Source organism: Methylobacterium sp. J-077, from assembly GCF_022829365.1.
GTDB lineage: Bacteria > Pseudomonadota > Alphaproteobacteria > Rhizobiales > Beijerinckiaceae > Methylobacterium.
In genome coordinates this window covers 14,760-37,318 of sequence record NZ_JAKSYJ010000047.1, presented here as the reverse complement: position 1 = coordinate 37,318, position 22,559 = coordinate 14,760, and the positions used below count along the sequence as shown (strand labels likewise).

21 protein-coding genes are annotated in these 22,559 nt (G+C 65.1%); 14 read left to right on the top strand and 7 right to left on the bottom strand.

The window, feature by feature from the left end:
* Positions 1 to 111 precede the first annotated feature (111 nt).
* On the top strand, positions 112 to 657 hold the full coding sequence (locus MKL11_RS02815; protein ID WP_279600213.1) for a LysR substrate-binding domain-containing protein: 546 nt from the start codon (positions 112 to 114) through the stop codon (positions 655 to 657).
* Positions 658 to 839: 182 nt separating this feature from the next.
* Here the strand turns inward: MKL11_RS02815 and MKL11_RS02810 are convergent, their stop codons facing one another.
* A complete protein-coding gene (locus tag MKL11_RS02810) occupies positions 840 to 1,445 on the bottom strand; it encodes an SOUL family heme-binding protein (RefSeq protein WP_243940086.1) in 606 nt (201 codons plus the stop codon).
* A 162-nt stretch (positions 1,446 to 1,607) separates the two neighbouring features.
* Here MKL11_RS02810 and MKL11_RS02805 point away from each other — a divergent pair, with 162 nt between their 5' ends.
* Together MKL11_RS02805 and MKL11_RS02800 are read left to right on the top strand one after the other, a co-directional pair.
* Complete coding sequence (locus MKL11_RS02805) at positions 1,608 to 2,243, top strand: NAD(P)-dependent oxidoreductase (RefSeq protein ID WP_243940084.1); 636 nt, start codon at positions 1,608 to 1,610, stop codon at positions 2,241 to 2,243.
* Positions 2,244 to 2,343: 100 nt separating this feature from the next.
* Positions 2,344 to 3,774 carry a carotenoid oxygenase family protein gene (locus tag MKL11_RS02800; protein WP_243940092.1) on the top strand — a complete coding sequence of 477 codons (1,431 nt, stop codon included), beginning with the start codon at positions 2,344 to 2,346 and terminating at the stop codon, positions 3,772 to 3,774.
* A 202-nt stretch (positions 3,775 to 3,976) separates the two neighbouring features.
* Here MKL11_RS02800 and MKL11_RS02795 read toward each other — a convergent pair whose 3' ends face one another.
* A complete protein-coding gene (locus MKL11_RS02795) occupies positions 3,977 to 4,876 on the bottom strand; it encodes a LysR family transcriptional regulator (protein WP_243940081.1) in 900 nt (299 codons plus the stop codon).
* Between the two features lie 117 nt (positions 4,877 to 4,993).
* Here MKL11_RS02795 and MKL11_RS02790 point away from each other — a divergent pair, with 117 nt between their 5' ends.
* The 3 genes from MKL11_RS02790 to MKL11_RS02780 are packed head-to-tail and all read left to right on the top strand — an operon-like array spanning position 4,994 to position 8,024.
* Positions 4,994 to 6,316, top strand: a complete 1,323-nt coding sequence (locus MKL11_RS02790; protein ID WP_243940079.1) for a CitMHS family transporter — start codon at positions 4,994 to 4,996, stop codon at positions 6,314 to 6,316.
* 16 nt (positions 6,317 to 6,332) lie between these two features.
* Positions 6,333 to 7,670 carry an acyclic terpene utilization AtuA family protein gene (locus MKL11_RS02785; protein ID WP_243940077.1) on the top strand — a complete coding sequence of 446 codons (1,338 nt, stop codon included), beginning with the start codon at positions 6,333 to 6,335 and terminating at the stop codon, positions 7,668 to 7,670.
* Positions 7,671 to 7,688: 18 nt separating this feature from the next.
* Positions 7,689 to 8,024 carry a hypothetical protein gene (locus tag MKL11_RS02780; protein WP_243940075.1) on the top strand — a complete coding sequence of 112 codons (336 nt, stop codon included), beginning with the start codon at positions 7,689 to 7,691 and terminating at the stop codon, positions 8,022 to 8,024.
* A 220-nt stretch (positions 8,025 to 8,244) separates the two neighbouring features.
* On the opposite strand, the gene MKL11_RS02775 is transcribed toward MKL11_RS02780, so the two are convergent.
* The 4 genes from MKL11_RS02775 to MKL11_RS02760 form a co-directional block, all read right to left on the bottom strand.
* Entirely contained in the window at positions 8,245 to 8,973 is a 729-nt protein-coding gene (locus tag MKL11_RS02775) for an SDR family NAD(P)-dependent oxidoreductase (RefSeq protein ID WP_243940072.1), read from the bottom strand.
* On the bottom strand, positions 8,970 to 9,605 hold the full coding sequence (locus tag MKL11_RS02770) for a DUF938 domain-containing protein (protein ID WP_243940070.1): 636 nt from the start codon (positions 9,603 to 9,605) through the stop codon (positions 8,970 to 8,972). The genes MKL11_RS02775 and MKL11_RS02770 overlap by 4 nt, the downstream gene beginning before the upstream one ends.
* A 396-nt stretch (positions 9,606 to 10,001) precedes the next feature.
* Positions 10,002 to 11,090 carry an amidohydrolase family protein gene (locus MKL11_RS02765; protein WP_243940090.1) on the bottom strand — a complete coding sequence of 363 codons (1,089 nt, stop codon included), beginning with the start codon at positions 11,088 to 11,090 and terminating at the stop codon, positions 10,002 to 10,004.
* Between the two features lie 582 nt (positions 11,091 to 11,672).
* Positions 11,673 to 12,518, bottom strand: coding sequence for an IclR family transcriptional regulator (locus MKL11_RS02760; protein ID WP_243940068.1), 846 nt, complete (start codon positions 12,516 to 12,518; stop codon positions 11,673 to 11,675).
* A 456-nt stretch (positions 12,519 to 12,974) separates the two neighbouring features.
* Here MKL11_RS02760 and MKL11_RS02755 point away from each other — a divergent pair, with 456 nt between their 5' ends.
* The 8 genes from MKL11_RS02755 (at position 12,975) to MKL11_RS02720 (ending at position 21,767) form a co-directional block, all read left to right on the top strand.
* A complete protein-coding gene (locus MKL11_RS02755) occupies positions 12,975 to 13,943 on the top strand; it encodes an ABC transporter substrate-binding protein (protein ID WP_243940066.1) in 969 nt (322 codons plus the stop codon).
* Between the two features lie 47 nt (positions 13,944 to 13,990).
* On the top strand, positions 13,991 to 15,142 hold the full coding sequence (locus tag MKL11_RS02750; RefSeq protein ID WP_243940063.1) for an acyl-CoA dehydrogenase family protein: 1,152 nt from the start codon (positions 13,991 to 13,993) through the stop codon (positions 15,140 to 15,142).
* Complete coding sequence (locus tag MKL11_RS02745; protein ID WP_243940061.1) at positions 15,139 to 16,269, top strand: acyl-CoA dehydrogenase family protein; 1,131 nt, start codon at positions 15,139 to 15,141, stop codon at positions 16,267 to 16,269. Before MKL11_RS02750 ends, MKL11_RS02745 begins: the two co-directional genes overlap by 4 nt.
* Before the next feature lie 16 nt (positions 16,270 to 16,285).
* On the top strand, positions 16,286 to 17,557 hold the full coding sequence (locus MKL11_RS02740) for a CaiB/BaiF CoA transferase family protein (protein ID WP_243940059.1): 1,272 nt from the start codon (positions 16,286 to 16,288) through the stop codon (positions 17,555 to 17,557).
* Positions 17,554 to 18,357 carry an enoyl-CoA hydratase/isomerase family protein gene (locus MKL11_RS02735; RefSeq protein ID WP_243940057.1) on the top strand — a complete coding sequence of 268 codons (804 nt, stop codon included), beginning with the start codon at positions 17,554 to 17,556 and terminating at the stop codon, positions 18,355 to 18,357. The genes MKL11_RS02740 and MKL11_RS02735 overlap by 4 nt, the downstream gene beginning before the upstream one ends.
* Positions 18,358 to 18,562: 205 nt before the next feature.
* Positions 18,563 to 19,378: a class II aldolase/adducin family protein gene (locus MKL11_RS02730; protein ID WP_243940055.1), complete on the top strand. Its 816-nt coding sequence runs from the start codon at positions 18,563 to 18,565 to the stop codon at positions 19,376 to 19,378.
* 146 nt (positions 19,379 to 19,524) lie between these two features.
* Positions 19,525 to 20,817, top strand: a complete 1,293-nt coding sequence (locus MKL11_RS02725) for an MFS transporter (RefSeq protein ID WP_243940053.1) — start codon at positions 19,525 to 19,527, stop codon at positions 20,815 to 20,817.
* A 20-nt stretch (positions 20,818 to 20,837) separates the two neighbouring features.
* A complete protein-coding gene (locus tag MKL11_RS02720) occupies positions 20,838 to 21,767 on the top strand; it encodes an SMP-30/gluconolactonase/LRE family protein (RefSeq protein WP_243940051.1) in 930 nt (309 codons plus the stop codon).
* A gap of 304 nt (positions 21,768 to 22,071) precedes the next feature.
* On the opposite strand, the gene MKL11_RS02715 is transcribed toward MKL11_RS02720, so the two are convergent.
* Positions 22,072 to 22,479: a MarR family winged helix-turn-helix transcriptional regulator gene (locus MKL11_RS02715; RefSeq protein ID WP_409565800.1), complete on the bottom strand. Its 408-nt coding sequence runs from the start codon at positions 22,477 to 22,479 to the stop codon at positions 22,072 to 22,074.
* Positions 22,480 to 22,559: the final 80 nt, after the last annotated feature.

Genomic DNA, 22,559 nt, shown 5'->3' with positions numbered 1-22,559 from the left:
GGCCAGACCGAAGGGCAGATCACCCGCCTGAAGCTCGTGAAGCGGCAGATGTTCGGCCGTGCCAAACTCGACCTGATCGAAGCTCGGCTGATCGGCACACCATGAGCCGCCCTGCATCGAGATTGCGTCAGACCCACGCTTCGGCGCCGATCCACAGCGGATTTCGGGATCCACATTCATCAGAAGCTCAATACCGACCTCGTCGAGGACCAACTGGTCAGCGACCCGTTCGTCCTGATCTGCAATCGCGGTCATTCCCTCGCCGACCAGAGCGAAGTTCGGTGGGCCGAACTTGGAGCTACCGACCTGATCACGCTCGGTGGCGCCAGCGGCAATCGGCTCCAGGTCGAAGCACAACTCACAGCAGCAGCCCTACCGCCTCGCGGCCGGTTCGTAGTCGAAAGCACGCCGACCGCGATTGCCCTCGTGTCGGCGGGGGTCGGGGCCGCGATCCTGCCTGCCGCACTGACGGGCGCGACGCAGCGTGATGATCTGGTCGAGATCATGCTGATCGAACCCGAGATCTACCGCACAATCAGCCTCGTGCGTCATCGCAATGTTTCTCTTACGCCAGCTGCCGCAACCCTCTATGAAATGCTCAAAATTGAAATATCGGCCAGTTCCAAATCAATCAAAGATCTAGGTGGTGCCGCTTGAAGCCGCCGATAGAATGGCTGAACGATCATTGCGATCGTCATTTGGCTATGTTTCCTAAATGTTCAGTATTGTTGATATATTTTTCTAAATAAATACGCAATATGTGTCATTAGTCCTGAAAAAACGTTAATTAATGCTGATTGTAGTTTTGTGTAATTCATCCATAGCTTAATGGCTAGTCCTCAATCGGTCCTCAATCGAACGGCAACTTCGTTTCGCCGTAAGAACGGGATCGAGAACGGCGGGTCATAGCCCATGAAAATGATTGGACCGTCGGCCCTCATGGAAGTCGCCGCGAGTACCTCGTTTAGAATTTGCTCATGTCGCGCTCTGGCTTCAGCTGTGGCACTGCCCGAGAAGCCAAGCGCTGCCATTCGCTCGACCGGAACGAGAACCACCCGCACGGCTGTTTCCGTTGGCTCGGGCGCACCTGCCGCTGCAATCTTACGGGGCAGGAAGAAGCGCATCGTGCCCGTCGAGCTTCGCTCGACCGGCGCTGTCATCGCGATCCGCCGGCCTTCGACTTCCACGGGCACCGTCATCGTGATGTGGTCCCCAGCCCGGTTCGCGCCGGTGATGTAGCGAAACAGGCGTCCGAACGCCTCGCTGTCTCCCTGCTCAAGGGCGTCGGTCTCAATGGCCACGCGTTCGTCGTAGGCTCGGATCTCGACGCCGCGGTCGAGGCACTCGATTACCGAGAAGCGCGGCTGCTCGTAGAGTGCCCGGATCCCAAAGACACCGAGGACCGCCTCAATCAAGGTGACGGCGTAGTAGAGAAATTTGTCCATGACGAAAGTCCGGTCGCTCACGATCGCGAGCTAAAGGTCTGTGACCAAAAGCTGTTCCCACATTCACGCCACTCAGGACCGACAGGGCATGGTCAAGGCACCACATAGCGTGGCGCCCCATCATGCGGTCCTGTCGGACACCGCGGTGATGAGGAACCACTCATGGCACACGTTCTCGTCTTAGGCGCCAGCCAGGGCATCGGCTTAGAGACCACGAAGGCGGCTCTGGCGGCCGGCCACCGTGTGCGCGCCTTTGCGCGGTCGGCAGCCGGCATCGACCTGGCTGATCCAAGTTTAGAGCGGTTCACGGGCGACGCGCTCAATGCGGGCGATGTCGCCGCCGCCCTCGATGGGGTCGATGTCGTGGTCCAGGCGCTGGGTGTGCCGGCCAGGGATCTCATCGGGCCGGTGCACTTATTCTCGGACGCGACCAACCTTCTCGTGCCCGCCATGGAGACCGCCGGGGTTAGGCGGTTGATCGCTGTCACCGGCTTTGGAGCAGGAGACAGCCGGGATGCGATCGGACTTCTCCAGCGACTGCCATTCCGTCTGGTGTTCGGGCGCGCCTACGACGACAAGGACGCGCAAGAGATGCGCATCCGCAGGAGCGGCCTCGACTGGACGCTCGTCAGGCCAGGCGTCTTGACGCCCGGCGCAGCGACAGGGCGCTACAAGGTCCTCACGGAACCCTCGTCCTGGCGAAACGGTCTGATCTCACGGGCGGACGTGGCAGGTTACATCGTCGCCCAGATCGACCGTCCGTCTCAGGAACGGAAGGCCGTCGTATTGATCAGGTAGGCAGGAGATCGCCCGCACGCGCGCTATCCGTATCATCGGTATCGAGACACCCTCGATATGAGGGCATTCCCATCCATCACGCCCCAGGGGATTGCTCCTGATGCCAAATCCCATTCGATCCGCCGCTCGCGCCGTCCTCGAAAGCGGCGTCGAACTGATGGCTGCCTGCAACCGGGCGCGACTGCCGAAGACCCCGAACCCCTTCGTGATCGGCATCCACGAGCCGATGCGGGAGGAACTGACGCAACAGAGCCTGGCCGTAATCGGGGCGATCCCGACCCAGCTCGACGGTCGGTACCTGAAGATGGGCGCGAACCCTGCGCGGCCCGTCTCGGCCGGTCACAACTGGTTTCTCGGCGACGGCATGGTGCACGGTCTCGCCATCAAGGACGGCAAGGCCTTGTGGTACCGCAACCGGTGGATCGGCTCACGCACGGCCGCGGCCGCCCTCGGTCGGCCGGCCGCTCCCGGGCCGCGGCGAGGCCGCAACGACACCGTCAACACCAACGTCGTCGATATCGGGGGCCGCGCGTTCGCCATCGTCGAGGCAGGCAGCTTCCCCGTCGAACTCTCCGAGACCCTGGAGGCGCAACGCTACAATCCGTTCGACGGGACGCTCACCGGATCGTTCACCGGGCATCCGCACCGCGACCCGATCACCGGAGAGACGCACGCGATCGCCTATGACGGACGTGTCTGGGACGCCGTCCGTCATGTCGTCGTCTCGGCAACCGGCAGGGTGGTCCGCGACGTGCCGATACCAGTGGAACACGGTCCTTGTATCCACGACTGCGCTCTCACGGCCGGCTTCGTAATCGTACTCGACCTTCCCGTCACATTCTCGATGCGGGCCGTACTCGCCGGCCACCGCTTTCCATTTCGCTGGAACCAATCTCACCGCGCGCGGGTCGGTCTGCTTCCACGGGAAGGGCGCGCCGCGGACGTCGTGTGGTGCGAGGTCGAGCCGTGCTTCGTCTTTCACGTCGCCAACGCCTTCGACGATAGGGACGGGTGCGTGGTCCTGGACGTGATCGCCTACCCGACGATGTTTGCCTCAGCGAACGGTGAGCTCGATACGCTGGGCCGGTTTGAGCGCTGGAAGCTGGATCCCTCCACGCGGAGCGTCGAGCGTCGCGTGATCGACCAGGCAGCGCAGGAATTTCCCCGTATCGATGAGCAGCGCTTCGGGCAGAGCTATCGGTATGCCTACACGGTCTCCGTACCCGCAGACGGCAACCCGCAGCTTGCCGGCGCGACGAAGCTCTACAAGCATGATCTTGAGAGGGGCGAGCGCCGCGTGCACGAGTTCGGCGATTATCACGTCCCGGGCGAGTTCGTGTTCGTTCGCGCCGACGGTGGCACGCATGAGGACGAGGGCTGGCTGATGGGGCTGGTGATCGACACAGCGAACGAGACGACAGACTTCGCCATCCTCGATGCTCGCGCGTTCGAGGCGCCCCCCGTGGCGACGATCCGGCTGGGGCACCGGATCCCGCCAGGATTTCATGGAAACTGGTTTCCATCGCGTTAAACCGAAAGGTCTGCCCATCTGCGATGCTCAGCAAGATTGAGCAACCGTGCAAGCCAGCGCCAATGCGTGACAGCCAGACGACGCCGGCGGGTATCGAATGACTGCGTCCGCTTTCGTGATTGAAACTATGTTCCTTCCCAATCGGCGCAGGCGCAGAGCGAACAGTTGAACAGAGCGACCTGCTCCGTCCGGGTGGGGGCGGCTAACCCGCCGGGTGCACGATCAGTCCTGACAACAGCGTGCAAAACGCCTCGGCGGCTGTAGGCATAGTCCGACCTTCTCTCTTGATCAGGCAGACCGAACGTTCGAATCGCGGATCGTCGATCGGACGCGAGCGAAGCTCGGGCTCGGCCCGTATCTCGCGCGCTGAGCCCGGCAGGATCGTCAGGCCGAGGCCGGCCCGAACCATGCCGACCGCGGTCATCATGTAAGTCGCCTCGCAGGCTACGATGGGGAGCCGGCCAGCTCCCATGAACGCCAGATCGACCACGGTCCGCACGCTCGTGGCAGGATCCATCAACACCAGGGGATACGTGGCCAGAGCTTCGACGGTAATACTCGGCAAAACGCTGATCGGATGATCGCAGGGATAGACCACGTGCAATTTATCGCTGGTCCGATGCAGCACGCTGATCTCCGAATCGCAAACATCGCCGCCGACGATGCCCAGATCGACCTCTTCGCTTCGTACGAGGTCGAGAACCCGTTGCGCGATCACGTCCTTGATCACGAATGTCACGCGCGGATGATCCGTGCGGAAGAGCGCGATCGCCTCGGACAACGAGCTCGCCGCAAAGGACGGCAGCGTTGCGATACGGACGATCCCATGGCGTTGCGCTGCGAGATCGCGGGTATCGATGACGACCGCGTCAAGGTCGCGCAGCACCTTTTGAAACACCGGCAGCAACTCGCGGCCGATGCGCGTCGGTGCGACCGTACGGCTGGTCCGGTCGATGAGGCGTGCATCGAGCATCTCCTCGAGGCGCTGGATCTGCACTGTGAGCGCAGGCTGAGACAGGTTCAACAGCGTGGCAGCGCGGGTGAAGCTGCCTGCCTGAACGACGGACACGAAGGCTCGCACCTGACGCAGGTTGAGATCCATAAGCTCTGGCTATCGCTGTGATCGGATCTTTTCAATTGCATCATGCAGTATCTCGCCGTTTTCTGGTGGGGCGAAGGCGCGGATCTGAACAGCGCTGCAGTCCATCGGGAGGAACGCATGCTGGCTCTGCTCGGCCTGGGCACGATCGCGCTGCTGCTCGCCGTCATCCTGACCAAGCGCATGTCCCCGCTTGTGGCCCTGATCGTCATACCTGTCGCCGCCGCGCTGATCGGCGGGTTCGGGCTCGAGACCGGCAAGTTCGTCCTAACCGGATTGCAGAACCTCGCCGGCGTCGTCGGCATGTTCGTGTTCGCGATCTTGTTCTTCGGCATCGTCAGCGATGCGGGCATGCTCGATCCGATCATCGACCGCATCCTGGCCACTGTCGGGACGCGCCCGACCCGGATCGTGCCCGGCACCACCCTGCTGGCGCTGCTCATCCATCTCGACGGTTCGGGCGCCGTCACCTTCCTGATCACCATTCCCGCGATGCTGCCACTCTACGACCGGGTCGGGATCGACCGGCGCATCCTGGCCTGCGCCGCCTCGATGGCAGCGGGGGTCAATTTCCTGCCCTGGACCGGGCCGATGATCCGCGCCTCGGCCGCGCTTAAGCTGCCGATCCGGGAGATCTTCTCGCCGCTGGTGCCGGTGCAGGTAGTCGGCCTCGTGTTTATCTTCGCCGTCTCGTACTGGCTCGGCCTGCGGGAGGAACGTCGTTTCGCGCTTGCGCCCCGTGCCGCCGCCGCGGGGATCGGCCCCGGCTCGGCTACGATTGCCCGCACGCTGAGCGACGCGGAGCGAGCCTTGCGCCGCCCGGGCCGGTTCTGGATCAACATCTTGCTCACCGTCGCCGTCCTCGGGATAATGGTGTTCATGGCCGAGAAGGTGCCACCGGCCTTGATGTTCATGCTTGGCACAGCGCTGGCGCTGATCATCAACTATCCGCAGGTCGACGCCCAGCGGCAGCGCATCGACGCGCATGCCAAGGCCGCGATCCTGATGGCTTCGATCCTCTTGGCCGCCGGCGTCTTCACCGGGATCATGCAGGGCACCGGCATGCTCAAGGCGATGGCCCAGACCGCCGTGACCTTCGTGCCGCCGGACATGGGCCGCCACATCCCCTTCGCGCTAGGCCTGGTGTCGATGCCTTTGTCGATGCTGTTCGACCCGGACTCGTTCTACTTCGGCGTCCTGCCCGTCGTGTCCGAGGTGGCTCATCAACTCGGCGTGCCGCCGGTGCAGGTCGCGCAGGGCGCGCTGCTGGGTCAGATGACCACGGGCTTCCCCGTGAGCCCGTTGACGCCGGCGACTTTTCTGGTCTGTGGCCTGACCGGGATCGATCTTGCCGATCACCAGAGGTTCACCTTCCCGTTCCTGCTCGCAGCTTCGGTGGTGATGACCTTTGCCTGCGTCCTCCTCGGCGTCTTCCCCCTCTGAAAGCGGAGATCCGTCCATGAGAACCGTCCGCTTGGGCGCCGGTGCGGGCTATGCCGGCGACCGCATCGAGCCCGCACTCGAACTCGCAGAGAGGGGCGAGATCGATTATCTCGTCTTCGAGTGCTTGGCCGAGCGCACCATCGCGTTGGCGCAGCAGGCCAAGCTGCGGGACCCGGAGGGCGGTTACGACCCGTTGCTGGAGGCCCGCATGCGGGCGGTACTCGCGCCGTGCCGGGCCCGCGGCATCCGCATCGTGACCAACATGGGCGCGGCCAACCCGATCGCCGCCGCGCAGAAGACCCAAACACTTGCACGGAACCTCGGCCTTGCTGGGCTGAGAATCGCCGCCGTCACGGGCGACGACCTGCTCGACGCGGTGCGAGCCGGCGACTTTACCCTGGAGGAGAGCGGCGCGCCGGTGGCGAGCCTCGGCAACCGCATCGTCTCGGCCAACGCCTATCTCGGCGCGGCCCCGATCGTCGCAGCGCTCGCGGACGGGGCCGACGTTGTTATCACCGGCCGCGTCGGCGATCCGGCGCTGTTCCTCGCTCCCCTCGTCCACGAGTTCGGCTGGGCGATGGACGATTGGAAGCGCTTGGGCCGCGGAACCCTCGTCGGCCATTTGCTCGAATGCGCCGGACAGATCACCGGCGGGTACTTCGCCGATCCGGGCTGCAAGGACGTCCCGGGTCTGGCGCGCCTCGGCTTTCCCATGGGTATCGTGGCGGAGGATGGGACGGTCGAGATCACGAAGGTCGAGGGCTCGGGCGGCCGGATCAGCCTCGCCACATGCAAGGAACAGCTGCTCTACGAGGTGCACGACCCAGCCCGCTATCTCCAGCCGGATGTGGTCGGCGATTTCTCAGAGGTCGAGATGGAACAGATCGGCCCGGATCGCGTACGGGCGACCGGTGCGACGGGCTCGCCGGCGACGGGCCTCCTGAAGGTCTCGGTCGGATACGTCGACTCCTACATCGGCGAGGGGCAGATCTCTTACGCCGGAGCCGGCGCCCTGGACCGCGGTCGGCTCGCCCTCGAGGTGGTCCGTGAGCGCCTCGCGCTCACCCGCGTGGCGTTGACCGAGCTGCGCTGCGACCTGATCGGCGTCGATGCCTTGCACGGGGCTGCGCTGTCGGGCGGGCGGGAGCCCTACGAGGTCCGGCTCCGTGTCGCCGGTCGCACCGAGACCCTCGCCGAGGCGGTGCGGATCGGCAACGAGGTCGAAACGCTCTACACCAACGGACCGGCCGGCGGCGGCGGCGCCTGGAAGTCGGCGCGCGAGGTGGTGGCGGTGCAGTCGGTCCTGGTTCCGGCGACGCTCGCCCGGCCGCGCGTGCAGTTCGTCGAAGCCTAAGAGCTGGGAGATGCGAGGATGAAACTGCGTGCGCTGGCTCACTCCCGCACGGGGGACAAGGGCAATACGTCGAACATCGCGCTGATCGCTTACGATATAGCGGATTACGGCCATCTCGAGGCGCATGTCACGCCCGAGCGGGTGCAGGAGCACTTCCGGGAGATCATGACGGGCGAGGTCATCCGCTACGCGCTGCCCAAGATTGGAGCGCTGAATTTCGTGTTGAAGGGCGCCTTGGGCGGCGGCGTAACGCGCTCGTTGGCGCTCGACGCACACGGCAAAGCGCTCGGCTCAGCGCTGCTCGATTTGGATATCCCGGACCGATCTTCAACAGACATCGTGCGCATCGCGTGAAAGCTGTCTGCCTACTTGAGCTCGGCCGTCCGGCGTAGGACAAGCGCAGCTGCCCGGAGGAGATTTTTCGAGATATGTTTCAGGAGATCTGCCAGAAAACTTGAAACAGCAGATTTGGGTGCCTTTCTTCAGTCGAAAATCTCGACTGTATTAGAGCGCGATCTGCGGTTGCACGCCCAGCAGCTGTGCGCCAATGGGCGTATCTCGGTCGGCGCCTCGCTTAGGCGGGTATCCGCGTGCCATCCCAGGCAAAGACGCCGCCGGAGTCCTTCACGCCGAGGCTGTCGAGCACGCGCAGGAGGTGGGCCGCGCTCACGTCGGGCTGAACCACACCTTTGTCGGTCGGATCTGACCGGAAGGGTCGCGACAAGTCGGAAGCGACCGTACCCGGATGCATGCCGACGACGAGCGCCTCCGGTCGGGTGCGAGCCACTTCGATCGAAAGGGTCCGCAAAATTTGGTTCAACGCCGCTTTCGACGCGCGATACGAGTACCAGCCGCCCAGCCGGTTGTCGTCGATGGAGCCAACCCGCGCCGACAACGCCGCAAACACGCAGCGTCCCCGACGTGCCAGCACCGGCACGAAATGCTTGGCGACGAGCGCCGGGCCGATCGTGTTGACCGAAAAGACCGCGGCCATCGCGGCTGGATCGAGCGCTTTGAACGTCTTCTCAGGTGAGACGCCGTCCTGATGGAGGATGCCGGTTGCGACGATGACCAAACCGACAGAACCGGCCGCACCGACGTTGGCCGCAGCCGAAGCGATCGTCGCCTCATCGCCGAGGTCGATCGGAACGGTGCGAACGCCGTACGGAACTGACGCCTCCGAGCGGGAGAGCGCGAAGACCGGGGTGTAGGCTTCGCTGGCAGCGAGGGCGCACACCAGAGCCCGACCTATCCCGCCGGAGGCGCCGATGACGACCGCGCTGGTCGACGTGGGCGCCGTCAACGCGAAGCCCCACCGACGTTCGAAGAGGGTCGGTCCAGCTTGCGGAAGATCAGGCTGAGGTTGTTGGCGGGCATCGGGATGCGCTCGGTGAGATGGAGCCCATGCGTGTCGGCGGCGGCCGTGACGGCCTCGATGTCACGGACACCCCATGACGCGTTCCTCATGCGCAGGCCATCGTCGAACGCGGCGTTGCTCGGCGCGGTGTGGGCACCATCCTTCCGAAACGGGCCATAGAGGTAGAGGATCCCACCCGCAGGCAGCGTCGCGCCCGCGCCGGCCATCAGCCCGGTGGTCGCTTCCCAGGCCGCGATATGGATCATGTTGATCGCGACGATCGCGTCGGCCTTCGCCACTGGCCATGGCTGCCGGGTCGCATCGATCGCCAGCGGAGACCGGAGGTTCGAGAGGCCCGCGGCACGGGTATGGGCGATGATGCTGCGGCGCGCCGCCTCGTCCGGATCGCTGGGCTGCCAGTCGAGCGTGGGCATAGCCCGGGCGAAGTGAACGGCGTGTTCGCCTGATCCGCTTGCGATCTCCAGAACGAGGCCGCTGGGCGGAACGGCTCGTCTCAAGGTTTCGACGATCGCTGCAGCGTTGCGCGCAACGGCTGGCGAGAACAAGGCATCCGACATGGGGGGCTTCAAGCGATGATCCCTTGGGGCCGCGTGGCTTTCCACCGCAGCATGTCTGTTTTTGGCCGTTCGCGCACGGCCCCCCAAATGACCCGTATGGACCCAATCGCCAGTCAAATATGTATATTGATCCAGAGGGAATCGCGTGTACATGTTAAGTTTGCCATGTGTAGCACGTATAAATCAGATCGGTCTGTCAATAATAGCTGAGTCACAAGGGTGGGCCTTTGATTTGGTGTTCGCGAGCTGAAGAATGTGCAGTTCGTGCGCCGTAGCCAGAATTATTTGCTAATTTTTTGTCTGGCTAGATCTAGTTTATGAAACCAAATTGTTGTTTGGCGCGCAGAGTCCGTAATCGATTTTCTAATGATTGTTTTTTTCAAGCTGTATATTTGATCACGGCATCAGTCCGGATGACTTGAGCTTAGTACTGAGGCGCGGATAGACTTTCAGCGTGTTCTCAGCATATATTTTTATTCGGCCCGCGTCGGATATGGCGGCTGCATCGACGTAGCGCTTGGTGTCGTCGTAGGCATGCCCAGTTTCAGGGTCGATACCGTTCACCGCCCCTACCATTTCCGAGGCGAATAGCACATTCTCGTGCGGCACGACTTTGAGCAGCAAGTCGATGCCCGGTTGATGATAAACGCAGGTGTCGAAGTAAACGTTTCGCATTAACTCAGACAGGGGTGGCCGCTTCATGTCCTGCGCGAGACCCCGGTAGCGGCCCCAATGATAGGGCACGGCACCGCCGCCGTGTGGGATGATCAGGCGGAGGGTCGGAAAGTCCTTGAAAAGATCCGAGGTCACGAACTGCATGAATGCGGTGGTGTCGCCGTTAATATAATGCGCACCTGTCGCGTGGAAATTGGGATTGGCCGAGGCGCTGACATGCACCATGCCCGGCACGTCGAGCTCCACCATTTTCTCCCAGAGTGGATACCAGAATCGATCCGACAGGGGCGGGTCCGTCCAGTAGCCGCCCGAGGGGTCTGGGTTTACGTTGCAGCCGACGAAGCCGAGGTCCTTTACACACCGCTCCAGCTCGACCGTGCAGTTTTTGGGCGAGACGCCGGGGGTCTGTGGCAGCTGGCAGACGCCGACGAAATTCTTCGGCATCAGGCTCGCGACACGGTGGATCATGTCATTCGATACGATCGACCATTCGAGGCTGGTGCGCGCGGTGCCGATATGGTGGCCCATGCCACCCGCCCGCGGTGAGAACAGGGCGAGTGAGATGCCCCGCTCGCTCTGAAGCTTCAGCTGGCGCCCGCTCACGCTCTCGCGGATCTCGTCGTCGCTTACCCGTAGACTGGACGGGCTCGGCGACTGAGCGGGGTCGTTGATGGCATCGATCTGACGTTTGCGCCAAGACAACAGGGAGGGCGGCTCGGTGGTGTAGTGCCCGTGGCAGTCGATCACGAGGCCCGTATAACTGGGCGTCCGCGGCGCTGGCTGCGCTTGCGCGGTATCCGCTGCGACCATTGCAGCTGCGGCTCCGACGCTTGCGAAGCCTCGCATGAAACCGCGCCGCGGCAGGCAGCACGCACAGGTGGCTCCGGCCGGATCGGTTGCAGCGATCATCGCGAGCTCGCCAAGCGATAGCGCTTTGCCCTACAGGGTTTACCTGCTCCCAAAGGGGCGACGAGTGCGGGCTGAGTGAGAAGTCCCAGATGGCGTGGCATGCAGACCCTCGGGATTTTTAGATTCCGATCTCGGCTGCTTACTTGGCGCAGCAAATTCAAACACGTCCAGTCACGCGGTCGAAGCTCGATCGAGGTTCCGCGACGCATCAGGCGGAATGTCGCTCTCGAAAGACCGGCAGCTTTCGTCTTCTTCGGATGACCGCGGAGAGGTAAAGATTCGAAGCACTGCTCGAGAGGCCGAAATCAGAGCCTCGATCGAGCGACAGGTCCGGTCTGTGTGCCCCCGGCCTGTCGGTTGCACAGGAAAGAGCAGGTGGTCTTGAAGCCAACGAAGTGGGCGTCATCACAACGCTCGGAAGGAGCTGCGGCGGTGCGACTGGGCTTCAACCTCGCTTGGTGGCGGAGACACCGGCTTGTGTTCCTAGTCCAAGCGTATGAGGAAACGCGCGATCGCGTCGTGAATCATGGCGACGATCTGTGTCTCCCTTCGCTCGAATTCGTCGAGCAGTCCTGAGACCGCAACGGCGAGAGGACGGCCCTTGCGGTCGATGCGGTTGGGCAACGGTACCGCGATCGACCCGGCGCCGGACGTGACGAGGCCATGCGAGAAGAAATGGCCATCCTGCCGCAAACGGGCCACGTTGGCCAAGACAGCTGAGACCTGAATCGGGGGTTGATCGGGCGGGGCCTCCGCATTCGTACGCCGCACAAGCGGGCCGATCTCGGCATCCGGGATCCCGGCGAGAAGCGCGGTGCCGGTCGCCGACCACACCACAAGTCGGCGCGTGCCGGGTGGGACGTGAAAGCGCATCGCGGTTCGCGCCTGCAACACGTGGACGTACTGCGAATAGATGGTGTTGCGTGCCGCCAGGATCACCGTGCCGCCCGTGCACTCGGACAGATGCTCGAGCATGCGCACGAGACTACCGTCGCGCACCGGTCCCTTGTCGAGCCACGCGCCCAGCAGCGCGACCCGCGGCGACGGCAGGAAGCTGCGGCTATCGGCGTCGTAATCGAGATAGCCGAGTTGGGCGAGGCTCTTCAGAAGCATCGAGGTTGAGGATTGCGGAAAGCCTAGGCGCTCGGCAATCTCTGAGACCCGAGCTTCGCGCTGAAGCTCGTCGAACAGCTCCAGGATCTGAAGCACGCGGCCCGCGGATTTCACGAAAGCCAAGGAGGGGCCGACTGCATCGGCCCTAACTAAGAGGTCCGTGCTCGAACCCGCTCCGGTCTTTACCCGAGGCGTGAAGCGGCCGGGGGCAATCATACCCGGCTCCAGGCCGGTAGTGCGAGGAGGCTGTGCACGGCCGCGAACGGGACATCCGCGCGCCGTGAAGCCCACGAATAGGCTGCCCGCCCGGCAATCATCTGAGTCGCCCGCAACTCGAACGAACATGGCGTCTGCAGCGTGATCTCATGGCATGTCCAGTCATTGTGAATGGAGTACGGGCCGCTCAGGTCCAGCTGCCGTCATGAATGCATCACCGCATCCGCGCTGGACGACGTATAGTGCAAATCATCGGCCGCTCCATCACAGATGTGATATCGCTCAGCAGATCCACGATCACGGTTGAAGACCAATCCCGGCTCTGTCCTACTCGAGGGCGAGCGCCGGACGGTGATGCTGTCTGGACGTGCTGAGACCGCGCGACAAGGGCGGCTCTGCTCGGGAGGAATGCCGATGTCGATCCGCCTCGCGGGCGTCGCCGCGCGTCTCGTCGCTGTGACCCTGCTGCTCACTGCTTTCAGCGGACCGACCCGCGCCGAGACGAACGCGGTCCGCATCGGCCTGCAATACGGCCTCGTCTACTTGCCGGTGATGATCGCGCAGAGCGAAGGTTTGTTCGATAAGCGCGCCAAGGCGGCAGGCCTCGACGGGCTGGCAGTTACGTTGATCCGCTTCAGTGGCTCGGCCGCGATGAACGACGCGCTGCTCTCCGACAGCGTTGAGCTGGGCACCCTCGGTGTGACCGGCGCCCTGATCGCCTGGGACAAGACCCGCGGTCGTCAGCAGATCAAGAGTGTTTGTGCCCTCACCTCCGTCGTCTACACGCTGTTTACGGGCAAGCACGGCGTAGCCGGGCTAAAGGACTTCACCTATGGCGACAAAATCGCGGTCCCAGCCTTCAACTCGCCGCAGGCTATCCTGCTGCGGGTGGCGGCGGCCCAGCAGCTCGGCGATCCGGCAAAGGCGGATACTCTGATGGTGAGCTTGCCCCACCCCGACGCCACCGCGGCCATGCGCGCCGGGCAAGGCATCACCGGCTACTTCTCGACGCCACCCTTCACCCAGATCCTACGGGCGGATCCCAAGCTCCGGGCGATCATGACCTCCACCGGTCTGATCGGCGGCGGTGACCCTACCGCCGCGACCCTGAACGCCAAGCAGGGCTTCGTCGACGCCAATCCCAGGGTGACGCAGGCGATCCTCGCCGGCATGGAGGACGCGGTTTCGCTTATTCGCAGCGACCCGAGGCGGGCGGCGGCGATCTACCTTGCTTCAGAGCAGGTGCAGATCGATCAGGCCCAGGTCGAGGCGACCCTCACCGACGGGTCCCTCGTCTACGGCGTGGCCCCGAAAGATATGGTCAACCTCGCCAAGGCGATGGCGGCGCAGGGGCTCCTGCGCAAAGTGCCGACCGACTGGCAGGAGCTCTTCTTTCCGGGCCTCAAGGACCGCGACGGGAGCTGAGCGGGCCATACGGGCGAGCCCCTGATCTGACAGACCACGGAGCAGAGATGCAGAGCTTTCGCTTCAGCGCTGAACCGCTCCCGGCCGAGGCCGAGGCGGCCCGCGCGGCCGTCCGCGTTTTCCTCGACGCTGAACTGGCGGCCGGGCACTTCGTGCCGCATCGGACCTCGTGGACGACCTTCGACGCCGGCTTCAGCCGACGTGCTGGGGCGGCCGGGTTCATCGGCCTGACCATGCCGGAGGCGTATGGTGGCCATGAGCGGTCCGGCCTCGTCCGCTTCGTCGTCACCGAGGAGATGCTGGCGGCCGGCGCGCCCTGCGGGGCGCACTGGATTGCAGACCGCCAGTCCGGCCCGCAGATCCTGCGGCACGGTTCCGCGGCGGCCAAGCGGGCGATCCTACCGCGGATCTGCCGCGGCGAGTGCGCCTTCGGCATCGGCATGAGCGAGCCGAACTCTGGCTCGGACCTCGCCGCCGTACGCACCCGCGCGGTGCGCGACGGCGACGATTGGTTGATCAACGGCTCCAAGATCTGGACGACGAACGCACATCAGGTCGATTACCTGCTCGCCCTAGTCCGGACCGGCGAACCCGGACCAGACCGGCACGGCGGCTTGACCCAGTTCATCATCGACATGGCGGCTCCCGGGGTCACGGTGCGACCGATCCTCGACCTGTCTGGCCACCACGAGTTCAACGAGGTGTTCTTCACCGACTACCGCGTCCCGGATGCCATGATGGTCGGCGCGGAGGGCGAGGGCTGGGGGCTCGTCACGGAGGAGCTCGCTTTCGAGCGCTCGGGGCCCGACCGCTTCCTGTCGGACTACCGGCTGCTCGTCGAACTCGTCGACCGGATCGGGCCGGAACCCGACCGGTTCCAGGCGGTCGAGACCGGCCGGATGGTAGCACAGCTCACCGCGCTCCTCGGCATGTCGGCCTCGGTGGCTGGGCTCCTCGACCAGGGCATCGTCCCCGGCGTCGAGGCGGCGCTCGTGAAGGATGTCGGCAACAGCTTCGAGCGCGCCGTGCCGGAGATCGCCCGGCGGCTCGTGCCGGTTGAGCCCAGCCTCACCGCGCAGGGCGAGCCGTTCCGTGAGGCGCTCGGCGGCGTGACCCTGCGGGCGCCCTCCTTCACCCTGCGCGGCGGCACCCGCGAGGTTTTGCGTGGGGTCATCGCCCGGGGGCTGGGCTTGCGATGAACACGATTAACCACGCACAGGACGGGGCGGGCGACGAGGTCGCCGGCATCGTCCTCGATCAATTCGAGCGGCTGCTGGCCCAGCATCTCCCGCCACAGGTGCTGGCGGCCTGTGACGGGGCCGTGGATAGCACGGCATGGCCCGCGGATCTCTGGAGGGCTCTTAACGACAGCGGTCTGCCGCTGGCCCTGGTGCCCGAGGCGGCCGACGGGATCGGCCTGGACGCCGGGACAGCTGCCCGGCTGATCCGGCGTTGCGGGCAGGCGGCCCTGCCACTGCCGCTGCCCGAGACCATCGCGGGCGCGGCACTCTGGGCGGCGGCCGGCGGCGGCGCGCCGGAGGGCGCCCTAAGCTTGATCCCAGTCGGCAGCTCCGTTCGGATCACGCGACGGGCCGACGGTTTCGTCCTCGACGGGCGGGCGGCGCAAGTGCCCTGGGGCGGTTCGGTCGCGGCCCTGCTCGTGGATACGATCGACGCCGCGGGCGCAGTGCACCTTGTGCGGATCGCAGCACCGGGCACGGTTCGCGACACGCGCCACAACCTCGCGGGCGAGCCGCGTGACGCCCTCGACCTCACAGGCTGCACTGTCGCCCTCGACGATGTGCGGACGGCGCCGGACTGGGCCGCCGAGGTTGGTGTCGGCTCGGTGGAGACGGTCGGCGCCTGGGCGCGCGCGCAGCAGATGGTGGGCGCGATGGAGACGTGCCTCACCTCCGCCCTGGATCACGCCCGCGAACGGCAGCAATTCGGGCGACCGCTCGCCAAGTTTCAGGCGATCCAGCACATGCTGGCCGAGGCCGCGGGCCACGTCGCGGCGGCGACCGCCTCGGCCGATCTCGCCGCCGCGTGCTGGGGAGACGCACGCTTCGTCCTCGCCACCGCGATCGCCAAAGCGCGCTGCGGCGAGGCGGCAGGCCACGTCGCCGCAATCTGTCATCAGATCCACGGGGCGATGGGTTTCACCCAGGAGCACCCGCTGCACCGCGCGACGCGGCGGCTGTGGTCCTGGCGAGACGAGTTCGGCTCCGACGCTGTGTGGCAGGAACGGATCGGGCGCGCGGTCTGCGCGGGCGGCGGCGCTGCACTATGGCCTTTGCTGGTCCGGCTGCGGGCCGGTGCCGGTTGAGATGGGAGATCGGTGCGTGCTGGATCATTCCGCCGAGACGAAAGAGGACGGTCCCCTCGCGGGCGTGCGGATCGTGGATCTCACCAGCGTGATCATGGGGCCATCGGCCACGCACATCCTGGCCGATCTCGGGGCGGACGTGATTAAGATCGAGACACCGGAGGGCGACTCTTTCCGTCACTACCGGCCGGCCCGCAACGCCGGGATGGGCGGCAACTTCCTACACCTCAACCGCAACAAGCGCAGCGTCCGGCTTGACCTGAAGCGGCCCGAGGCCCGCACGGCCCTCGACCGGCTGATCGCCACGGCGGACGTCTTCGTGCACTCGATGCGCCCGGACGCGATCTTGCGGTTGGGCTACGGCTATGACCGCGTGCGAGCGCTCAAGCCCGAGATCATCTTCTGCGGCGCCTACGGATTCGGGGCCGACGGCCCCTACGCGCACAAAGCGGCCTACGACGACCTGATCCAGGCGGGCTCCGGCCTCGCCACCCTTCAGACCGCCGCCACCGGCCAGCCCGGCTACCTGCCCACCGTGCTCTGCGACAAGATCGCAGGGCAGGCCATAGCCTGCGCGATCCTGGCGGCCCTCTACGAGCGACGGGCCGGCGGCGGCGGGCAGGCAGTGGAAGTGCCTATGTTCGAGACCATGGTGGAGTTTAACTTCGTCGAGCACATGGTCGGCTACGCATTCCAGCCACCGCTCGGGCCGCCGGGCTTCAACCGGGTGCTCAGCCCGAAGCGCAAGCCCTACCGCACACAGGACGGCTACGCCTGCATCCTGCCCTACTCCGACCGGAACTGGCGCGACTTCTTCATCCACACCGGCCGACTCGAGTTCGTGAACGACCCGCGCTTTACGCCGCTCGCCGTGCGGGTGGAGAACATCGAGGTCCTGTACGCGCTGGTGGAGGAGGAGGCGCCGCGTAGGACCACGGCAGAGTGGGTGGCATTTTGCGACTCGGTGAGCATCCCGTGCATGCCCGTCCTCGGGTTGGAGGACCTGCCGGAGGACGCGCATCTGAAGGCGGTGGGCTTCTTCGGCACCGACGAGCATCCGAGTGAGGGGCGCTACCGCACTATGCGCCGGCCGGTCTCGTTTAGCGGCAGCCGATTCACGATCCGCCGCCACGCGCCCCGGCACGGCGAGCACACCGCCGAGGTCCTGGCCGAGGCCGGCCTCGATCCGTCGGAGATCGCTGCCCTGGGCGCGGACATGACCGCGCCCGAAGCGACGACCACGACGGCCGAACGCGCGGCCGTTGCACCGCTGGAGACTGCGCCATGACCAGCCAGACCGAGGATCTTGGTGCGGGCGAAGACCTCCTGTTCGCTGTCGCCGAGGGGGTGGCGACCATCACGTTGAACCGACCAGAGCGGAAGAACGCCTTCACCTTCCCGATGATCGAGGCCTGGACGGCAGCCCTCCAGCGCTGCCGCACGGATGAGGCGGTACGCGTCGTCATCGTGACCGGCGCAGGCCCGGCCTTCTGCAGCGGCGGCGACATCGTCGAGATGGGCGAGCGCCTCGACCAGCCGCCCCAGCGGCGTAAGGACGAACTTTTTAGCCGGATCCAGCGCATCCCGCTGACGCTCGAGGATCTCGACAAGCCGGTCATCGCCGCGCTGAACGGCGTGGCCACCGGGGCGGGCCTCGACCTCGCGCTGATGTGCGACCTGCGCTACGCCGCGCGCAGTGCCCGCTTTGCCGAGACCTATGTTCGCGTCGGGCTGGTGCCCGGTGCCGGGGGCGCCCACTTCCTGCCCCGACTCGTCGGCACCGCGAAGGCGCTGGAGCTGTTCTTCACCGGTGACTTCGTCGATGCGGAGGAAGCGCTCCGGATCGGCCTCGTCAACGGCGTTCACGACGATGTGGCCCTGATGCCGTCGGTCGAGGCGCTGGCGCGTCGGATCGCCAAGGCGCCACCGCTCACGCTGAGCATGATCAAGCGCGCAGTCTATCAGGGGATGCGCAACGACCTGCGCACCAACCTCGACCTGATCTCCTCGCACTATGCGGTGATCACCGCGACGCCCGAGCATCGGGATGCGGTGCAGGCGTTCATCGGCGGGCGCAGCAAGCCTTGAAGTGAAAGGCGCCCATTTGAGTGCTGGGGGGCTTCTGGTTGGGTCACCCCGCCCCCGTACGTGATGTGGGGAAGAGGACGTGCCAGGAACGAAAGCATCAAAAGCAAAACAACCTCGGCATTATGTCAGCTGGCTTCAGTCTTAAATTGGACTGATCGCGCAAGATAATATCAAATACTATTCGACCGATTAAAGGACCCGCCAAATGAATGTTGCAGCCAAGCGGTCGGTGTACGAACCTGACCAAGCCGGTCTGGCTTTCCCTCGCTACCCCGTGTTCGATGATGCCGCGCAGGAGCGAAGACACCGCAAGGTTCGGTTGGCTGCCGCCTGCAGGCTCTTTGCTGATCTCGGCTACGAATACGGATTCGCCGGCCACATCACCGTCCGCGACCCGGAGGATCCGAACCTCTACTGGACGAATCCGTTCGCCAAGGAATTCGGGGCGGTCAAGGCGTCGGACCTCCTCCTCGTCGACCACGACGGCCGAGTCATCGAGGGCGCGCGTGCGGTGAACCGCGCCGGCTTTGTCCTGCACGCCGCCATCCACGAGGCGCACCCCGGCATCCTGGCATCGTGCCACTGTCACACGATCAACGGCATGGCTTGGGCCGCCCTGGGCCGGCGACTGGATCCGATCACCCAGACGGCCTGCGGCTTCTACGGTGATGGGCAGGCCCTGATCACCGAGGAAGCTGGCGCCGTGGTGGTGGAGCGCGGGGCCGGCCACAGCGTCGCCGCCGCGTTCGGACGCGACACCAAGGTCGCCATTCACCAGAACCACGGCCTGTTCAGCGCAGGCCAGGAGAGCATCGAGGAGGCCGTTTGGTGGTTCGTGGCCGCCGAGCGGGCCTGCGAGATTCAACTCAAGGCCGAGGCGACGGGCCACCCTCTGAAGCTCGTTCCCGAAGCCAATGCGGCGCACTCCGCCAAACACCTCGCCACTCCGTTCATGGCGTGGCTTCATGCCCAGCCGATGTTCGACCGCACTTTGCGCCAGCATCCGGACGTGATCGAATAATTGATTGCTGCACACCGCGGCGCGCGCATCTATGCAGAGCACAGTACGGCGCGGATCTAGAGCTTGCGGTGCCGGAAATGATTGCGGCATCCTATATCTTTGATTATAATATAAAATAGACATACCGAATGCATCGGGAGGTGCGAATGGGCAAGCGCCGTTATCTGCTGTATATTGGCATTTTCTTGCTTGTCGTCTTCAATTATGTGGACCGCGTCGCGCTGTCGGTCGCGGCGCCGGCGATCGCGGCTGAATACAATCTGAGTCCGGTACAGATCGGTTACCTGTTCTCAGCTTATCTCTGGACGTATGTCGTCTGCTTGATCCCATGCGGATTTCTGACCGATCGCTACGGGGCGAAGGTGGTCAACGGCGTCGGTGTGCTCGTGTGGTCCGGCGCGACGATTCTCACAGGGCTCGCGTCCGGCTTCGTCAGCCTTCTCGGCTCGCGCATGCTGATGGGCGCGGCGGAGGCGTCCACCTATCCAGCGGGCGGTCGCGTGTTGCGGGATTGGGCGCCGCGATCCGAGTTCGGTCTGGCGGCCACGATGCTCAACAGCGGCGGCTACGCGGGTCCTGCGTTCGGGACCTTGCTGCTCGGGTGGGTGGTGTCAGTCCACGGCTGGCGGTGGGGTTTCTATACGGCCGGCTTGCTGGGCTTGGTTTGGCTGGTCGGCTGGTTGGTCTGGTATCGCGGGCCGGAGACGGCGACCTTCGTCGGCGAGGACGAGCGCGCCTTCATCCTGCGGGAGCGCGATTCCGGAGCCAAAGCCGGCGGCTCGGCGGACGGGTTCGGCGTGCTCTTGCGATCGCGCAGTATGATCGCCGTCGCCGTCACGCAGGGCTGCGCCGTCTACACGCAGATCGTGTTCCTGACCTGGCTTCCGAGCTATCTCGCCAACGTCAAGCACATGTCGATCGTGAAGTCGGGCCTGTTTACGGCGTTTCCGTACTTCGCGGCGACCGTCTTCGCGTGGGTCCTCGCCCATCTGAGCGATCGTGCGCTGGCGGCGGAGGGCGGCTCCAGCACGGGGCGGCGGCGGCGCATCGTCGTCGTGTCGATGCTCAGCGCGGCCGTGATCTTGGCGGCACCGTTCGTCGACAGCACGCCGATGATCCTGGGCCTGATCACCATCTCGCTGACCGGCTTGGCGACGGGCATCTCGCTCAACATTGCCCTGGCCGCCGATCTGCTGCGGTCGCCGGCGAGTGCTGGCAAGGCCATGGCGATCCAGATCACCGGCGGGAACATGTTCGGCCTCATCGCGCCAATCGCCACGGGCTACATCATCGCGGCGACGGGTAGCTACGACCTTGCCTTCGTGGCCGGCGGCGTGCTGCTGGTGACCGGGGCCGTGATCACGCTGACCCTGACGCACACCCCGATCGGTGGCGACCTCCCTGCGCCAGCGGTCGTCCCCGCGCTGCGCCGCGCTTAAGCTCTTAGACGGAGGCCACGATGTACGCAGCTCCGCCCATCTGCCCAACGAGGGTCTTCGCCACCTACCCCAAGGCGTGGCGGGTGGCCACGGCGGAGAACGAGTGGATCCGCACGCAGCCCGGGCGCATGCCGACCGGTTCGTTCCTGGAGGGGCCGTCCTTCGACCGAAACGGGAATCTCTGGTGCGTCGACATCCCGAACGGACGCATCCTGCGCGTGGCGCCGGACGGCGGTTTCACCATCGTGGCCGAGTACGATGGTTGGCCGAACGGCCTCAAGATCCACCGTGACGGCCGGATATTCATCGCCGACTACAAGAACGGCATTATGGTCGTCGACCCCGCCTCCGGCACGGTCCGGCCGTTCCTCCTGCGGGTCGGCCCCGAGCGGTTCCGGGGCGTCAACGATCTCTTCTTTTCTCGCGATGGCGATCTCTACTTCACCGATCAGGGCCTAACTGGCTGGCAGTACCCCGGCGGACGCCTCTTCCGCGTTCGGGCGGACGGGTCCGTGACCTGCATCCTGGACGACATCCCGAGCCCGAACGGCCTCGTCATGAACCTCACCGAGGACACGGTGTACCTCGCGGTTACGCGGGCCAACGCGGTCTGGCGGATCCCGCTGATGCGGGATGGGACGGCCGCCAAGGTGGGCACCTTCATCCAGATGTCGGGCGGGGCGGGGCCGGACGGGCTCGCCCTCGACGCGGACGGCTGCATCGCCGTCGCCCATGCCGGGAAGGGCGCCGTCTGGCTGTTCGACGCCACGGGGGAACCGGTGTTGCGCATCGCCTCCTGCGCCGGTCTGCACACCACTAACGTGGCGTTCGGCGGCGCGGATGGACGCGCGCTGTTCATCACCGAGTCTGGCTCAGGCGTCATCCTGCAAGCCGACTTGGAGACGCCCGGGCACACCATGTTCTCCCATACGCTCGAGGGCGAGGCGTGACCGTCGGCTCTTTGCGACCGCACGGTCGGAACCGGAAGCCGTAAGGTTCCGGCCAGCCCCGATCGTAGTACGCGGGATCGCCGTGGTTGAGGACGACACGCGAGGCTCGTGCTGGGCCATGTCCGCTTCCGGTATGTTCCTGATCTGAGCCGAATGACGGGGATGGGCGCAAAGCCGTACGGCCGGTTTTGGGCTCAACGGCAATTCAGCATGGCGTAGTTTGGCCGAAAGCGGCATGTCTGCTTCGGAAAAAGCTGCCCAGATAGCAGACGAGCCTCCGACCTGACCCCGCACTGAACGCATCTCACTCAATGATGGCCTGTCCTCGCCGGTGCTCGTGTCCGTTGATGAGACGTCTCAGCAGCTTGGTCAGATGGTCCTGTTCCGCCGGCGTGAGCGCCTCGACCGTCATAGCGTGCGCTAGCCGCGCTGCCGGCTCCATCGCGCCATGGAGTGCCGCGCCTTCCGCTGTCAGGCGACAGATCTGAGCGCGGCGATCCATAGGTGACGTCGAGCGGCTTACGAGACCGCGTGCCGCAAGCCGTTTGAGGGCTCCGGTCGTCGTCGTTCGGTCGAGGGCGACCACACCCGCCAGCGTCGTCTGATCGGCCTCCCCCAAGTCACTCAGGATAGAGAGTAGGCTGTACTGTAACGGAGTGACGCCGAAGGCAGCACAACGCTCAGCGAACAGGCTGACGTGGATCTGGTGCATGCGGCGCGCGAGGAAACCCGGGCGGTTAATCAGAGGCCAATGCTGCGGGCCTACTGGCGCCCCCTCTCCAGTCGCCTCAT

Coding starts and splice junctions, on each gene's coding strand:
- MKL11_RS02725 (WP_243940053.1), top strand. CDS start 19,525: ATGGGCAAGCGCCGTTATCTGCTGTATATTGGCATTTTCTTGCTTGTC.
- MKL11_RS02790 (WP_243940079.1), top strand. CDS start 4,994: ATGCTGGCTCTGCTCGGCCTGGGCACGATCGCGCTGCTGCTCGCCGTC.
- MKL11_RS02720 (WP_243940051.1), top strand. CDS start 20,838: ATGTACGCAGCTCCGCCCATCTGCCCAACGAGGGTCTTCGCCACCTAC.
- MKL11_RS02805 (WP_243940084.1), top strand. CDS start 1,608: ATGGCACACGTTCTCGTCTTAGGCGCCAGCCAGGGCATCGGCTTAGAG.
- MKL11_RS02730 (WP_243940055.1), top strand. CDS start 18,563: ATGAATGTTGCAGCCAAGCGGTCGGTGTACGAACCTGACCAAGCCGGT.
- MKL11_RS02800 (WP_243940092.1), top strand. CDS start 2,344: ATGCCAAATCCCATTCGATCCGCCGCTCGCGCCGTCCTCGAAAGCGGC.
- MKL11_RS02795 (WP_243940081.1), bottom strand. CDS start 4,876: ATGGATCTCAACCTGCGTCAGGTGCGAGCCTTCGTGTCCGTCGTTCAG.
- MKL11_RS02750 (WP_243940063.1), top strand. CDS start 13,991: ATGCAGAGCTTTCGCTTCAGCGCTGAACCGCTCCCGGCCGAGGCCGAG.
- MKL11_RS02770 (WP_243940070.1), bottom strand. CDS start 9,605: ATGTCGGATGCCTTGTTCTCGCCAGCCGTTGCGCGCAACGCTGCAGCG.
- MKL11_RS02810 (WP_243940086.1), bottom strand. CDS start 1,445: ATGGACAAATTTCTCTACTACGCCGTCACCTTGATTGAGGCGGTCCTC.
- MKL11_RS02715 (WP_409565800.1), bottom strand. CDS start 22,479: ATGCACCAGATCCACGTCAGCCTGTTCGCTGAGCGTTGTGCTGCCTTC.
- MKL11_RS02785 (WP_243940077.1), top strand. CDS start 6,333: ATGAGAACCGTCCGCTTGGGCGCCGGTGCGGGCTATGCCGGCGACCGC.
- MKL11_RS02735 (WP_243940057.1), top strand. CDS start 17,554: ATGACCAGCCAGACCGAGGATCTTGGTGCGGGCGAAGACCTCCTGTTC.
- MKL11_RS02765 (WP_243940090.1), bottom strand. CDS start 11,090: ATGGTCGCAGCGGATACCGCGCAAGCGCAGCCAGCGCCGCGGACGCCC.
- MKL11_RS02780 (WP_243940075.1), top strand. CDS start 7,689: ATGAAACTGCGTGCGCTGGCTCACTCCCGCACGGGGGACAAGGGCAAT.
- MKL11_RS02760 (WP_243940068.1), bottom strand. CDS start 12,518: ATGATTGCCCCCGGCCGCTTCACGCCTCGGGTAAAGACCGGAGCGGGT.
- MKL11_RS02745 (WP_243940061.1), top strand. CDS start 15,139: ATGAACACGATTAACCACGCACAGGACGGGGCGGGCGACGAGGTCGCC.